The sequence below is a fragment of the Streptomyces cellostaticus genome (assembly GCF_001513965.1).
GTDB classification, from domain to species: Bacteria; Actinomycetota; Actinomycetes; order Streptomycetales; family Streptomycetaceae; genus Streptomyces; species Streptomyces cellostaticus.
Window position 1 is genome coordinate 65,299 of record NZ_KQ948028.1, and the last position, 13,174, is coordinate 78,472.

At 70.8% G+C, this 13,174-nt stretch carries 10 protein-coding genes; all 10 read left to right on the forward strand.

The genetic code is table 11. The features are described from left to right. Positions 1-55 precede the first annotated feature (55 nt). The 10 genes from iolC (at position 56) to AQI88_RS25095 (ending at position 13,144) form a co-directional block, all read left to right on the forward strand. Positions 56-1,006 carry a 5-dehydro-2-deoxygluconokinase gene (gene iolC / locus AQI88_RS25050; RefSeq protein WP_067003311.1) on the forward strand — a complete coding sequence of 317 codons (951 nt, stop codon included), beginning with the start codon at positions 56-58 and terminating at the stop codon, positions 1,004-1,006. 59 nt (positions 1,007-1,065) lie between these two features. Further along, positions 1,066-1,950, forward strand: a complete 885-nt coding sequence (locus AQI88_RS25055) for a Cgl0159 family (beta/alpha)8-fold protein (protein WP_067003596.1) — start codon at positions 1,066-1,068, stop codon at positions 1,948-1,950. Between the two features lie 7 nt (positions 1,951-1,957). Next, the gene (iolB, locus tag AQI88_RS25060; RefSeq protein ID WP_067003313.1) at positions 1,958-2,797 is read left to right on the forward strand and encodes a 5-deoxy-glucuronate isomerase; all 840 of its coding nucleotides are present in this window, start codon (positions 1,958-1,960) and stop codon (positions 2,795-2,797) included. Beyond that, complete coding sequence (gene iolD / locus AQI88_RS25065; protein ID WP_067003315.1) at positions 2,794-4,683, forward strand: 3D-(3,5/4)-trihydroxycyclohexane-1,2-dione acylhydrolase (decyclizing); 1,890 nt, start codon at positions 2,794-2,796, stop codon at positions 4,681-4,683. Before iolB ends, iolD begins: the two co-directional genes overlap by 4 nt. 15 nt (positions 4,684-4,698) lie before the next feature. Then, a complete protein-coding gene (mmsA, locus tag AQI88_RS25070) occupies positions 4,699-6,201 on the forward strand; it encodes a CoA-acylating methylmalonate-semialdehyde dehydrogenase (RefSeq protein ID WP_067003317.1) in 1,503 nt (500 codons plus the stop codon). A gap of 388 nt (positions 6,202-6,589) precedes the next feature. Continuing rightward, on the forward strand, positions 6,590-7,987 hold the full coding sequence (locus tag AQI88_RS25075; protein ID WP_067003319.1) for an APC family permease: 1,398 nt from the start codon (positions 6,590-6,592) through the stop codon (positions 7,985-7,987). A 179-nt stretch (positions 7,988-8,166) separates the two neighbouring features. Next, complete coding sequence (locus AQI88_RS25080) at positions 8,167-10,818, forward strand: alpha/beta fold hydrolase (protein WP_067003321.1); 2,652 nt, start codon at positions 8,167-8,169, stop codon at positions 10,816-10,818. Continuing rightward, positions 10,815-11,678 carry an ABC transporter permease gene (locus AQI88_RS25085; protein ID WP_067003323.1) on the forward strand — a complete coding sequence of 288 codons (864 nt, stop codon included), beginning with the start codon at positions 10,815-10,817 and terminating at the stop codon, positions 11,676-11,678. The genes AQI88_RS25080 and AQI88_RS25085 overlap by 4 nt, the downstream gene beginning before the upstream one ends. Positions 11,679-11,870: 192 nt before the next feature. Next, complete coding sequence (locus AQI88_RS25090) at positions 11,871-12,290, forward strand: hypothetical protein (RefSeq protein ID WP_244184297.1); 420 nt, start codon at positions 11,871-11,873, stop codon at positions 12,288-12,290. Between the two features lie 533 nt (positions 12,291-12,823). Then, positions 12,824-13,144, forward strand: coding sequence for a hypothetical protein (locus AQI88_RS25095; RefSeq protein WP_067003325.1), 321 nt, complete (start codon positions 12,824-12,826; stop codon positions 13,142-13,144). Positions 13,145-13,174: the final 30 nt, after the last annotated feature.

Here is a 13,174-nt window from a genome sequence, read left to right on the forward strand (position 1 = left end):
AGGGTTCGGCGGACAGGACTAGAAATCCGGGGAGAGCCGTGACGAAGGGAAGCCGATGGCGTACGACCTGATCACCATGGGGCGGATCGGAGTGGACCTCTATCCGTTGCAAACCGGTGTCCCGCTCGCCCAGGTGTCATCCTTCGGCAAGTTCCTCGGCGGGTCGGCGACCAACGTGGCGGTGGCCGCGGCCCGGCTGGGCCGGCGGACCGCCGTGATCACCCGCACGGGCGACGACCCGTTCGGCGCCTATCTGCACGAGGCTCTGCGCGGCTTCGGCGTCGACGACCGCTGGGTCACCCCGGTGGCCGGACTGCCCACGCCGGTCACCTTCTGCGAGGTCTTCCCGCCGGACGACTTCCCGCTGTACTTCTACCGGCAGCCCAAGGCGCCGGACCTGGAGATCGACGCCCACGACCTGGACCTGGACGCCATCCGCGACACCCGCATCTTCTGGGTCACCGGCACCGGCCTGAGCGAGGAGCCCAGCCGTACGGCGACCCTCGCGGCCCTCGCCCACCGGGCGAAGTCGGGTACGACGGTCTTCGACCTCGACTGGCGCCCGATGTTCTGGAAGGACCCCGGCGAGGCCCGCCCCTTCTACGCCGAGGCCCTGCGCCACACCACGGTGGCCGTCGGCAACCTGGACGAGGTGGAGGTCGCCACCGGAGTGCGCGAACCCCATGCGGCGGCCCGCGCGCTGCTGGACGCCGGGGTCGAGATCGCCGTGGTGAAGCAGGGGCCCAAGGGCGTCCTCGCCGTGAACAGCAAGGGCGAGTCGGCCGAGGTCCCGCCGCTCCCGGTCACCGTCCTCAACGGACTCGGCGCCGGTGACGCCTTCGGCGGCTCCCTCTGCCACGGCCTGCTGGAGGGCTGGGACCTGGAGACGATCATGCGGCACGCCAACGCGGCCGGCGCCATCGTCGCCTCCCGCCTGGAGTGCTCCTCCGCGATGCCCACCCCGGACGAGGTGGCCGTCGCGCTCGAGGCCGGAGCGGTGCTGTGAGGGCGGGCAGGGTGGCAGGCACCCACCACGAGGGCGGCGACGGCGCCCGGCAGCCCCGCGTGGACGTCGCCGAGCTGGTCCACACCCGCACCCACCACCCCGAGGCGATCGCCGAGGCGGCACTCCGCCGGGCCCGGCGCCCGCTGCTGAACGAGAACGGCCGGCTGATGATCGTCGCCGCCGACCACCCGGCCCGCGGCGCGCTCGGCGTCGGCGACCGCAAGCTCGCCATGGCCAACCGAGCCGACCTGCTGGAACGGCTGTGCCTCGCGCTGTCCCGGCCCGGCGTCGACGGCGTCCTCGCCACCGCCGACATACTGGACGACCTGCTTCTGCTCGGCGCCCTCGACCACAAGGTGGTCATGGGTTCGATGAACCGCGGCGGCCTGCAGGGCGCCAGCTTCGAGCTGGACGACCGGTTCACCGGCCACCGCCCCGAGGACATCCAGCGGCTCGGCTTCGACGCAGGCAAGCTGCTGCTGCGCATCGACTACGACGACCCCGGCTCCCTGACCACCCTGGAGTCCACCGCCCGCGCCATCGACGCGATGGCCGCGCACCGGCTCCCGGTCTTCGTGGAGCCGTTCATCAGCCGGCGCGGCCCCGACGGACGGGTGCGCAACGACCTGAGCGCCGAGGCGGTCACCAAGTCCATCGCCATCGCCTCGGGCCTCGGCGGCTCCTCGGCCTACACCTGGCTGAAGGTGCCGGTCACCGACAACCCCGACGACATGGCCCAGGTCATGGAGACCTCGACCCTGCCGGCCGTGCTGCTCGGCGGCGACATCGGCGACTCCCCCGAGGAGCAGGTCGCCGCGTACGAGAAGTGGCGCGGCGCGCTGCAACTGCCCACCGTGCGCGGCCTGGTGGTCGGCCGCTCGCTGCTGTACCCGGCGGACGGCGATGTGGCCGCCGCCGTGGACACCGCCGTAGGACTGCTGTGAGGGCCGCATGACCAGCACCGACCTGCACCTGCCCCGGGGTGCCACCGCGAACGCCCAGTACGCCGTCGACATCGACCCGAAGCGGGCCGGCTGGGCCCACAGCAGCCTGCGCATCGTGGAGTTGGTGCCGGGCGGTACGCATATGTTCACCGCCGGGGACAGCGAGTGGATCGTGCTTCCGCTGGAAGGCGGATGTACCGTACAAATTGAGGCTGCATCAACCGAGAAGGACGAGTTCCAACTCCTGGGCCGGGAAAGCGTGTTCGCGGGTGTCTCCGACTTCGCGTACGTGCCCCGGGACGCCCAGGTCCTGATCGCCTCCGGCGCGGGAGGCCGCTTCGCCCTGGCAGGAGCGAAGTGCGAGCGACAACTCCCCGCCCGCTACGGCCCCGCGCCGGAGGTCCCCGTCGAACAGCGCGGCAGCGGCACCTGCGCCCGCCAGGTGCGCAACTTCGCCTCCGCCGACTCGTTCGACTGCGACAAGCTGATCGCCGTGGAGGTGATCACCCCCGGCGGCAACTGGTCCTCGTACCCGCCGCACAAGCACGACGAGCACCGGCCGGGCGAGGAGTCCGAGCTGGAGGAGATCTACTACTTCGAGATCGACGGCCCGAACGGTTTCGGCTATCAGCGCGTGTTCCCCTCGCGCGAGGGCGGAACCGACGTCCTCGCCGAGGTCCGCTCCGGTGACGCCGTCCTCGTCCCCGACGGCTGGCACGGGCCGTCGATCGCCCAGCCCGGGCACGCCATGTACTACCTGAACGTCATGGCCGGGCCCGGCCAGACGCGGGAGTGGCGGATCTGTTTCCACCCGGACCACGTAGAAAGCACTGGGGGGTACCGATGACGCAGTCCTCGACGACGAGGCTCACGGTCGCGCAGGCACTCGTCCGCTTCCTCGCCGCCCAGTACACGGAGCGCGACGGCGAGCGGCAGCGGCTGATCGGCGCCACCTGGGGCATCTTCGGGCACGGCAACGTGGCCGGGCTCGGCCAGGCGCTGATCGAGTACGCCGACGCCATGCCGTACCACCAGGGCCGCAACGAGCAGTCCATGGTGCACGCGGCGGTCGGCTACGCCCGCCAGTCCAACCGCCTGTCCACGCACGCGGTGACCACTTCCATCGGCCCGGGCGCGACCAACCTGGTCACCGGCGCCGCGCTGGCCACCGTCAACCACCTGCCGGTCCTGCTGCTGCCCGGCGACGTCTTCGCCACCCGCCCCGCCGACCCGGTCCTCCAGCAGCTGGAGGTGCCGTACGCGGGCGATGTCTCGGTCAACGACACCTTGCGCCCGGTGTCGCGGTACTTCGACCGGATCACCCGGCCGGAGGCCCTGATCCCCAGCGCGTTGCAGGCCATGCGGGTGCTCACCGACCCCGTGGAGACGGGCGCGGTCACCCTCGCCCTGCCGCAGGACGTGCAGGCCGAGGCGTACGACTGGCCCGAGGAGTTCTTCGCCGAGCGCGTGTGGACCGTACGACGGCCGGGCGCGGACCCCACCGAGCTGGCCGAGGCCGTCGGGGCGGTCCGGGCCGCGAAGAGGCCCCTCGTCCTCGCGGGCGGCGGAGTCCACCACAGCCGCGCCGAGGAGGTGCTCGCCGAGTTCGCGGAGGCCACCCGCATACCGGTCGCCTCCACCCAGGCCGGCAAGGGCTCCCTGCGCCACGACCACCCGCAGGACGTCGGCGGCGTCGGCCACACCGGCACCGCCACCGCCGACGAACTGGCCCGCACCGCCGACCTCGTGATCGGCGTGGGCACCCGCTACACCGACTTCACCACCGCCTCCGGCACCCTCTTCGAGAACCCGGACGTCCGGTTCCTGAACCTCAACATCGCCCCCTTCGACGGCCACAAGCTGGCCGGGCTGCCGCTGATCGCGGACGCCCGCAGCGGCCTGGGCGAGCTGACCGAGGCGCTGGTGATGCACGGGCACCGGGCCGCCGACTCCTATGTCACCGAGTACACCGAGGACAAGGAGCGCTGGGAGCAGCGCGTCGACGCCTGCTTCGAGGCCGACGAGCCGGACGTACGGCCGACCCAGCCGCAGGTCATCGGGGCCCTCGACGCCCTGGTGGACGAGTCCGACATCATCATCAACGCGGCCGGCTCGCTCCCCGGTGACCTGCACAAGCTCTGGCGCACCCGGTCCCGGGACCAGTACCACCTGGAGTACGGCTACTCCTGCATGGGCTACGAGATCCCGGCCGCGATCGGCGTGAAGCTTGCCGCACCCGAGCGGAACGTGTGGGCGCTGGTCGGCGACGGCACGTACCTGATGATGCCGACGGAGATCGTGACCGCCGTCCAGGAGGGCATCGCGATCAAGATGCTGCTCGTGCAGAACCACGGGTACGCCTCGATCGGCGGTCTGTCGGAGTCGGTGGGTGGCGAGCGGTTCGGCACCGCCTACCGCTTCACCTCGGACGACGGCACCTTCACCGGTGCCCCGCTGCCCGTCGACCTCGCCGCCAACGCGGCCAGCCTCGGCATGCGCGTGCTGCGCGCGAAGACCGTACGGGACCTGCGCGCGGCGCTCGCCGAGGCGCGGGCCGCCGACACTGCCACATGTGTCTACGTGGAGACCGAAACGTCCGACACTGTGTCGGGCGCGCCTCCGGCGCAGGCCTGGTGGGATGTTCCTGTGGCCGAGACCGCGACCCGATCGTCCGCGGTCAAGGCACGTGAGCTGTACGAACGGCACGTCTCGACCCGACGCCGCCATCTGTAAAAGGAGTTTCTGGGCATGACGAAGATCGTCAACCACTGGATCGGCGGCAAGACCGTCGAAGGTGCGTCGGGCACGTACGGGCCGGTCACGGACCCGGCGACCGGCGCGGTCACCACCAAGGTCGCGTTCGCGTCGGTCGAGGAGGTGGACGCGGCCGTCGCGACGGCCAAGGACGCCTTCGCGACCTGGGGCCAGTCCTCGCTGGCCCAGCGCACCTCGATCCTCTTCACGTTCCGGGCGCTGCTGGACGCCAACCGGGACGCCATCGCGGAGCTGATCACCGCCGAGCACGGCAAGGTGCACTCCGACGCGCTCGGCGAGGTCGCGCGCGGCCTGGAGATCGTCGACCTGGCCTGCGGGATCAACGTGCAGCTGAAGGGCGAGCTGTCCATGCAGGTCGCGAGCCGGGTGGACGTCTCGTCGATCCGCCAGCCGCTCGGTGTCGTCGCGGGCATCACGCCGTTCAACTTCCCGGCCATGGTCCCGATGTGGATGTTCCCGATCGCCATCGCGACCGGCAACACCTTCGTGCTCAAGCCGAGCGAGAAGGACCCGTCGGCGTCCATCAAGATCGCCGAGCTGCTGTCGGAGGCGGGGCTTCCGGACGGCGTCTTCAACGTCGTCCACGGCGACAAGGTGGCCGTCGACCGCCTCCTGGAGCACCCGGACGTGAAGGCCGTCTCCTTCGTCGGCTCGACCCCGATCGCCCGCTACATCCACACCACCGCCTCCGCGAACGGCAAGCGCGTGCAGGCGCTGGGCGGCGCCAAGAACCACATGCTGGTCCTGCCGGACGCCGACCTGGACGCGGCGGCGGACGCGGCGGTCTCGGCGGCGTACGGCTCCGCGGGCGAGCGCTGCATGGCCATCTCGGCCGTCGTCGCCGTCGGCGCGATCGGTGACACGCTGGTGGAGAAGATCCGCGAGCGCGCCGAGAAGATCAAGATCGGCCCGGGCAACGACCCGACGTCCGAGATGGGCCCGCTGATCACCAAGGTGCACCGCGACAAGGTGGCCTCGTATGTGACGGGCGCGGCCGCCGAGGGCGCCGAAGTCGTGCTGGACGGCACCGGCTACACGGTCGAGGGCTTCGAGGACGGCCACTGGATCGGCATCTCGCTGCTCGACAAGGTGCCGACCACCGCGAAGGCCTACCAGGACGAGATCTTCGGCCCGGTGCTGAGCGTGCTGCGCGTCGACACCTACGAGGAGGGCGTGGCCCTCATCAACGCCTCGCCGTTCGGCAACGGCACCGCGATCTTCACCCGGGACGGCGGCGCGGCCCGCCGCTTCCAGCTGGAGGTCGAGGCCGGCATGGTCGGCGTGAACGTCCCGATCCCGGTCCCCGTCGGCTACCACTCCTTCGGCGGCTGGAAGGACTCGCTCTTCGGCGACCACCACATCTACGGCAACGACGGCACGCACTTCTACACCCGCGGCAAGGTCGTCACCACGCGCTGGCCCGACCCGGCCGACGCCCCGGCGGGCGTGGACCTGGGCTTCCCGCGCAACCACTGAGCCTCACCCGGAGGTCACCTCCGGTCCCCGTCAGGCCGTCCGGATACCGGACGGCCTGACATTTTTTTGACGCCTGGGCTGCGATTCCCGTTCTGGTGGGATGAAACGGATGGCGAAGGGGTTACGGGCAGATGACCTTTGAAAGCAAGGTCACATTCTGCTGAGGCTTGATGGATGCACCTATAGGGCGTCACGGCCTGTGAAAGTGATGCCGCGTAAGTCTTGCCGGAGATACGGATTTCGAAGGTAAACGGCCATTGACGCAGCGGTTTTCGTCGGGGTTCTCTATGCAGCGCCGGGAGCGGACGAGACGAAGTACGACGAGCCGCCGGAGGCGATAGCGCTCCCGACCCCACCTCAGTCGCACGAGTCGATCGGAATCCGCCGCATGACCGACACGCTCCGCCCTGTCGAGACAGCCGTCACAGAGGACTCCGCGAGTCCTCAGAAGCTCAAGCGTTCCATCGGCGTCGTCGGCGGCACCCTGCTGACGCTCTCCTGCGTCACGCCCGCCTCCACGCTCTTCGTGATCGTGCCCGACCTGTTCTCCAGCCTGGGCACCGCGACGGCTCTCTGCATCGCCATCGGCGCGCTGCTGTGCATCCCCGTGGCCTTTTGTTACTCGGAACTGGGAACCCTCATCCCCAGCGCGGGCGGCGAGTACGCCATCGTCTCCACCCTGGCCGGGCGGCTCGCCGGCTGGCTGGCCTTCGTGATGTCCCTCCTGGTCGTGATGATCGTCCCACCGGTCATCGCGATGGGCACCGCCGACTACCTCGCCCCGGTCGTCCACCTCGACCCGTCCTGGACCGGCGCCGGCGTGATGATCGCGGCCACCCTCGCCGGCCTGCTGGACCTGCGCGCCAACGCCTGGATCACCGGCATCTTCCTGGTCCTGGAGGTCGTCGCGGCCGGCGTCGTCGCCCTCCTCGGCTTCACGCACACCCACCGGGGCGCGGGCAGCCTCGGCTCCCTGCAGGTGGCCGGCGCCCACCCGCACGTCGACGCCGTCACGGCCATGATGGTCGTCTCCGGACTCGCCATCGCGCTCTTCGTCACCCAGGGCTTCTCCACCGCCGTCTACCTCTCCGAGGAACTGGAGAACCCGCGCCGCAACGTCGCCCGCACCGTCCTCGCGACACTGGCCATCTCCAGCGTGGTCATCCTGGTGCCGGTCGCGGCCATCACCATGGGCGCCGGTGACCTGAAGACCCTGACCGGCGGCGACATCAGCAGCATGGTCATCGCCTGGAGCAACTCGGCCGTCGGCACCTTCGTCAGCCTGTGCGTCGCCCTCGCGATCATCAACGCGGGCATCGTCATGGTCATCCAGAACTCCCGGGTCCTGTTCGCCTCCGCCCGCGACAAGGCCTGGCCCTCCCCGGTCAACAACGCCCTGGCGAAGCTCGGCCGGTTCGGCTCCCCCTGGGTGGCCACCCTCGTCGTCGGCGTCCCCGGTGCGTTCCTCTGCTTCGTGAACCTGGACACGCTGTACGGCGTCACGGGCGTCGCCGTCACCGGCCTGTACCTGCTGGTCGCGATCGCCGCGCTGCTCGCCCGGCGCGGGTCGCACGGTGCCAGGAAGGCATGGCGGATGCCGCTGTGGCCCGCGATGCCGGTCCTGCTCATCGCCGTCCTCGCATACATCCTTGTGGAGCAGGACCCGTCGTACCTGTTGTGGACCGGCGGCATCACCGCCGTGGCCACCCTCTACTGGGCCTTCTACCTCCGCCCGCGCCGGGAGACCCGCTGGCTGGTGACGATCCCGGAGGACGCGCAGGCCTGACAAAGAGCCTGCTCGGCAGCACCGCGCACGTCCCCACGGCCTCGCCGCCCGCACCCGCCGGGCGGCGAGGCCGTACCGCGTCCGAAGTACGCCGGGGCAGGCCCGTACTCCCCAAGGAGGGGCCGGGGTTCAGTCCCGCGGCCGCGTCGGATGTCGGTGGTGGCCCGTACCGTTGAGGCATGGATCTTCGAGTGCCCGCGTTGCGAGGGCTGCTGAAGGGGCCGCGGCGGCTGATGGCCGCCGCGGCCGCCGTCGTGGCGCTCGCCGGCGCCGGCACCTGGACGGCCGTCGCCTCCGACGACGCGCCGCCGGTGCACCACAGCGACCGGGTCATGACCATGGCCGACGGGACGCGCATCGACACCTCCTACTTCACCGCCGCCCCGGCCGGCCGCCGCCCCGCCGTCCTGCTGGGGCACGGCTTCGGCGGCAACAAGGACGACGTACGCCAGGAGGCCGAGGACCTCGCCCGCGACGGGTACGCGGTGCTGACCTGGTCGGCCCGCGGCTTCGGCCACTCCACCGGGAAGATCGGGCTGAACGACCCGCAGCACGAGGTCGCGGACGTCTCCCGGCTCATCGACTGGCTGGCCGGGCAGCCCCAGGTCCGCCTCGACAAGGCGGGCGACCCGCGCGTGGGCGTGGCCGGCGGCTCCTACGGCGGCGCGATCTCCCTGCTCGCCGCCGGATACGACCACCGGGTCGACGCCATCGCCCCGGCCATCACCTACTGGAACCTCGCCGACGCCCTGTTCCCGGACGGCGTGTTCAAGAAGCTCTGGGCCGGCATCTTCTTCAACACGGGGGGCGGTTGCGCCAGGTTCGAGCCGGAGCTGTGCCGGATGTACGACCGGGTCGCCGAGTCCGGCACCCCGGACGCGGCCGCCCGCAAGCTGCTGGAGGAGCGCTCGCCGTCCGCGGTCGCAGGTCGCATCAAGGTGCCCACCCTGCTGGTGCAGGGCCAGACCGACTCCCTGTTCACCCTCGCCCAGTCCGACGCCGCCGAGAAGGCAATCCGGGCCAACGGCGCCCCGGTCGACGTCGACTGGATCGCGGGCGGGCATGACGGCGGCGACCTGGAGAACAGCCGGGTGCAAGGGCGGGTGCGGAGCTGGTTCGACCGCTACCTCAAGGGCGACAAGTCCGCCGCCACCGGCCCGGCCTTCCGGATCACCCGCACCGGAGGCGTCAATTCCACCGATGGTGCCGCCCAGTTGCGCGGCGCGAGCGCCGGCACCTACCCCGGCCTGCACGACCACCGGCGCACCATCCCCCTGACCGGCGGTGAGCAGCACTTCGTGAACCCCGCGGGCGCCAGCCCGCCCGGCGTCTCCGCCCTGCCCGGCCTCGGCGGCTCCGGCGGCCTCGCCCAGCTGTCCGCGCTCGGCGTCGGCATCTCGCTCGACTTCCCCGGCCAGTACGCCAAGTTCGACTCGGCCCCGGTCGCCACCGACCTCACGATCACCGGCTCGCCGACCGTGACCGCCCATGTCACCTCCACCGGCGAGGACGCCGTCCTGTTCGGCAAGGTCTACGACGTCGGCCCCGACGGCAAGCAGCAGGTGCTGCCCTCCCAGCTCGTCGCACCCCTCAGAGTCACCGGCGCCAAGTCCGGCAGGGACGTCACGATCACCCTCCCGGCGATCGACCACCAGGTGCAGAAGGGCCACCGGCTCCGCCTGGTCCTCGCCTCCACCGACCTCGGCTACGCCTCACCGGCCGCCCCGGCGACCTACACCGTCTCCCTCAAGGGAGCCCTGAGCGTGCCGACGGCGCCCGCCGTCACCACCGCGGCGGCCCCCCTGCCCGCATGGGTGTGGTGGCTGCCCCTGGCCGGCGCCGCGGGCGCGCTCGCCCTGCTGCTGGCCGGCCGCCGCCGTACGACCGCCCCCGCACCCGCCCCGGAACTCGCCGACGTCCCGCTGCAGATAACGGACCTGAGCAAGCGGTACGCCGGGTCCGCCGACCGGTACGCGGTGCGCGAGCTGTCCTTCCGCGTGGAGAAGGGCCAGGTCCTGGGCCTGCTCGGGCCCAACGGCGCAGGCAAGACCACCACCCTGCGCATGCTGATGGGCCTGATCAAGCCGGACGACGGCGAGATCCGCGTCTTCGGCCACGCCATCCGGCCGGGTGCGCCCGTGCTGTCCCGGGTCGGCGCCTTCGTGGAGGGCGCGGGCTTCCTGCCGCACCTGTCCGGCCGGGAGAACCTGGAGCTGTACTGGCGGGCCACCGGCCGCCCGCCCGAGGACGCCCACCTGGCCGAGGCCCTGGAGATCGCCGGTCTCGGCGACGCCCTCGCCCGCGCGGTGCGCACCTACTCGCAGGGCATGCGCCAGCGCCTCGCCATCGCCCAGGCCATGCTCGGCCTGCCCGACCTGCTCATCCTGGACGAGCCCACCAACGGCCTCGACCCGCCGCAGATCCGGGAGATGCGCGAGGTGATGATCCGCTACGCGGCCGGCGGCCGCACGGTGATCGTCTCCAGCCATCTCCTCGCCGAGGTCGAGCAGTCCTGCACCCACCTGGTGGTGATGGACCGCGGCCGGCTCGTGCAGGCCGGTCCGGTGCGGGAGATAGTGGGCTCCGGTGACACGCTGCTGGTCGGTACGGGCACGCCCGTGGAGGAGGCGGTCGTGGAGAAGGTCGCCGCGCTGCCCGGCATCGCCTCGGCCCTGCGCACCGAGGAAGGGCTGCTGGTCCGTCTCGAACCCGGCGGCACGGCAGAGCAACTGGTCGTGGAGCTGGTGCGCCTGGAGGTGCCCGTCGCCTCGATCGGCCCCCACCGGCGCCTGGAAGACGCCTTCCTCACCCTGATCGGAGGTTCCGCGTGAGCGCGCTCACCGAGCCCGTCGAGACCGCCTCCGGCTACCGCCCGGGCCGCACCCTGCCGCTGCGCGTCGAGCTGGCCCGGCAGCTGGGGCGGCGCCGCACGCTGATCATGGGCGGGATCCTGGCCGCGCTGCCGTTCGTACTGGTGATCGCCTTCGCGATCGGCGGCGACCCGGCCCGGCGCGACGGCCAGGTCACGCTGATGGACACGGCCACCGCGTCCGGCGCCAACTTCGCCGCGCTGAACCTGTTCGTCTCGGCGGGCTTCCTGCTGGTGATTCCGGTCGCCCTGTTCTGCGGGGACACGATCGCCTCCGAGGCGAGCTGGTCCTCCCTGCGCTATCTGCTCGCGGCGCCCGTGCCCCGGGCCCGCCTGCTGTGGTCCAAGCTCGTCGTGGCGCTCGGGCTCAGCCTCGCCGCGATGGTGCTGCTGCCCGTGGTGGCCCTCGCGGTCGGCACGGCCGCCTACGGCTCGGGCCCGCTGCAGATCCCCACCGGCGGCGCACTGGACTCGGGCACGGCGGCCCAGCGGCTCGTGGCGGTCGTGGCGTACATCTTCGTGTCCCAACTGGTCACCGCCGGGCTGGCGTTCTGGCTGTCGACCAAGACGGACGCACCCCTGGGGGCGGTGGGCGGCGCGGTCGGCCTGACCATCGTCGGCAATGTCCTGGACGCCGTCACGGCCCTCGGCCACTGGCGCGACTTCCTGCCCGCGCACTGGCAGTACGCCTGGGTCGACGCCGTCCAGCCGCACCCCGAGTGGTCCGGAATGATCCAGGGCACGGTGATTTCCCTGACCTACGCACTCGTGCTCATCGCCCTGGCATTCCGGGGGTTCGCCCGTAAGGACGTGGTGTCGTAGCGGGCGAACACCGCACCATACGATCAATTGATTCGCCGACCAAATGTGAATACCTCTGAAGAAGCCTGAGTAATGCACTCTTTCACTCCTGCGGCATTCATGCGTATGGAGTAGTGCATCGCTTTTGGCTGGCCGCGGACTGCTATGTTCTCCATCTGTCGGATCAGAGGTAACTTTCAAGCGAGGTGAATCATGAAGAAGGCAGTTTTCACAACTGCGGCATTGGCCATCGGCGCGGGGCTTGTGGGTGGCTCCGCCGTTGCGGCTTCGGCCGCCGCCAAGGCACCTGTCAGCGAAACCGGACCGCTCGGCCTCATGTCCCAGACCGAGGTGACTCCGGCGCTCGTGCCCGCGGCTGACACCGTGATGCGGGTGGCCCGCCAGGGCAACCTCACCAAGGGCAGCGCGTTCGACGAGACGCAGTCGACGACCATTTCCGGTACCAACAAGGCCGCGAAAATCTCCGGCGTATACCTGGACGGTATGGGCCACAACACCGGTAAGAAGCCCGCGATTCCGGTGAAGAACCCGGTCGGAACCGGCTCCGTTCAGCTCCACCCGCTGAGCGGGCCGACCAGCGCCGGGCTCGGTGGCCTGCTCAACCAGGCGTGACACGAAAACCGCTGGGAGCTGGCGCGCGGCGAACGTCCTACGGCTTCACCATGCTTTCGCTGCCCTGCGCTCTCCTCTGTTCACGGGACAGAGACCCGGAATTCTGACACTCTGATCCGGTTCTCGTCAGCCGGAGACCGACACCGCGGTGCCGCGGGACGGTCGGCCGGTGGCGGCCCTGGTCCGACCCATGTCCGGTGCCTCGAAGGCGCAGGCCCAGAGGCCGGATCCGGACCAGCAGCTCCGCACTCACTTGGCGCCCGATGCCGTCGCCGGGGGACTCGCCTCAAAGCCTGTCCGGCCCACTGGACCCCTCCTTGCCAGTGGGCCGGACGCATGTCCGCGTTCGCTCCGGCCCTGTGCGGCCGGGGCGAAAGGCCCCGCACCGATTCAAAGTCCCCGGCACATACGGCGTCATTCCGCCATCCGGTGGAATCCATCCCGTGTGAGCGGTGTCAGCGTGACTTTTGACCGCATATTTCGGTTTCTTGCTATGTAAGCGTGGCCTACCGTGAATTCAGGAAGGAACCGAGTTGCCCAGGAAGTTCGCGGTCATCACTGCACTCGCCCTTGCCGCTGTCTGCGGCGGCGCTGGCGTGGCCTCCGCCCACTCGAACACAACCAACGTCACTGGCGGTGACGGCTTTTCGGAGTCCCCGGTCGTCGTGAACGCCCCTCAGCAAGGCGTTCTCGTCGTCAATGGTGCTCTTGTCGATGGCCGCTGCATCGCGCCGTGGTCCAACGGTGCGGTCCTCGGCGGCGTTGTTCCGCCGAACTCGCACTACGCCGCCTGCAACACGGCCGCGGTCGACCAGTCGCAGCTCGCCCCGTACACGGGCGGCCTGCTCTTCTGACCCCCTGCTCCGAGTAATTCCGAGCAGGTG

Bases quoted from the DNA above. Each gene is read 5' to 3' on its own strand.
- iolB (WP_067003313.1), top strand. From the start codon at position 1,958: ATGACCAGCACCGACCTGCACCTGCCCCGGGGTGCCACCGCGAACGCC.
- AQI88_RS25090 (WP_244184297.1), top strand. From the start codon at position 11,871: ATGAAGAAGGCAGTTTTCACAACTGCGGCATTGGCCATCGGCGCGGGG.
- iolC (WP_067003311.1), top strand. From the start codon at position 56: ATGGCGTACGACCTGATCACCATGGGGCGGATCGGAGTGGACCTCTAT.
- mmsA (WP_067003317.1), top strand. From the start codon at position 4,699: ATGACGAAGATCGTCAACCACTGGATCGGCGGCAAGACCGTCGAAGGT.
- iolD (WP_067003315.1), top strand. From the start codon at position 2,794: ATGACGCAGTCCTCGACGACGAGGCTCACGGTCGCGCAGGCACTCGTC.
- AQI88_RS25080 (WP_067003321.1), top strand. From the start codon at position 8,167: ATGGATCTTCGAGTGCCCGCGTTGCGAGGGCTGCTGAAGGGGCCGCGG.
- AQI88_RS25075 (WP_067003319.1), top strand. From the start codon at position 6,590: ATGACCGACACGCTCCGCCCTGTCGAGACAGCCGTCACAGAGGACTCC.